1 protein-coding gene and 1 pseudogene are annotated in these 1324 nt (G+C 50.3%); one reads left to right on the forward strand and one right to left on the reverse strand.

Annotated elements, in window-relative coordinates; genetic code table 11:
• Positions 1-89, reverse strand: a pseudogene (locus EAE89_RS22880) (IS200/IS605 family transposase); the annotation flags it as partial.
• 56 nt (positions 90-145) lie between these two features.
• Between EAE89_RS22880 and EAE89_RS22885 the strand changes: the two are divergent.
• Entirely contained in the window at positions 146-1315 is a 1170-nt protein-coding gene (locus EAE89_RS22885; protein WP_214086655.1) for an RNA-guided endonuclease InsQ/TnpB family protein, read from the forward strand.
• Positions 1316-1324: the final 9 nt, after the last annotated feature.

Below are 1324 nucleotides of genomic sequence, written 5' to 3' on the forward strand. Positions count from 1 at the left end.
TTTGTCGTGAAAATCAGATGCACAACCAGTTTACTGACGCTGTGCCGTTTTCGGAGAAATCCCTCCAGTGCCTCATGCTGATGACTCAATTGATATATCCACCTAACCGGTTAAAATAGATGAATGATATCAATGAGCACTGACGATGTTAAGAGCCACAAAAGTACGCATTTATCCCACACCAGAACAGGCTGACTATCTTAATGCCCAGTTCGGTGCGGTGCGTTTTGCGTACAACAAGGCTCTGCACATCAAAAAACAGGCTTATAAACGCCACGGCGTGAATTTAAGCCCGCGTAAGGACCTGAAACCGTTACTGGCAGCCGCAAAGAAATCCCGCCGCTATAGCTGGCTGAAAGAATACGATTCCATCGCCTTGCAGCAGGCGGTGATTAACCTCGATGTCGCATTTTCCAACTTTTTTAATCCGAAGCTGAAAGCGCGTTTCCCGGCGTTTAAACGCAAACCGGGGAAACAGTCGAGTTATCATTGTGTCGGGGTGAAGGTGCTGGATGGTGCCATCAAAATCCCCAAACTGGCCCCAGTAGAAGCCCGGCTTCATCGTGAAATTAACGGGGAAGTGAAAAGCATCACAATCACGCGTTCTGCGACGGGTAAATACCACGCTTCGATACTCTGTAATGATGGGGCAGAAGCGCGAGTGAAACCAACGCGGATATCAGGCGTTACAGGTCTGGATATGGGGCTGACGCATTTCGCTATCAAATCGGACGGGAATAAGGTGCCTAATCCCCGTCATCTCATCAATGCCAGTTGTCACCTGCGACGTAAGCAGAAAGCGCTGTCACGAAAGAAAAAAGGCAGTGCGAATCGTCGTAAAGCCCGTATACGGCTTGCAGCCGTACACGAACGGGTAGCCAGTGCCCGCGCTGATTTTCAGCACAAACTCTCCCGCACAATTGTTGACGAAAACCAAGCGGTCATTGTGGAGACGCTGAAAACAGCAAATATGATGAAAAACCCCAGGCTGGCTCGCGCTATCAGTGACGCTGGCTGGAATGGATTCATCACAAAACTGGAATACAAGGCAGCAGAAAAAGGCGTTCATCTGGTGAAGCTGGATCAATGGTTCGCCAGTTCGAAAACCTGCCATTGTTGCGGTCATAAAATGCCGGAAATGCCGTTACATAAGCGCATCTGGTCATGTCCTGAATGTGGCGTTGAGCATGACCGAGATATCAATGCGGCGCTCAACATCCGGCGCAAGGGCATACAGGAATTACAGGCGGCGGGACTCGTCGTTTCTGCCCATGGAGGCCAGCGTAAATCCGTCACACAGACGGTTGCGGCCTGAGAAGTGGGA

Origin of the sequence: Photorhabdus heterorhabditis (assembly GCF_018448905.1) — a bacterium.
GTDB classification, from domain to species: domain Bacteria; phylum Pseudomonadota; class Gammaproteobacteria; order Enterobacterales; family Enterobacteriaceae; genus Photorhabdus; species Photorhabdus heterorhabditis.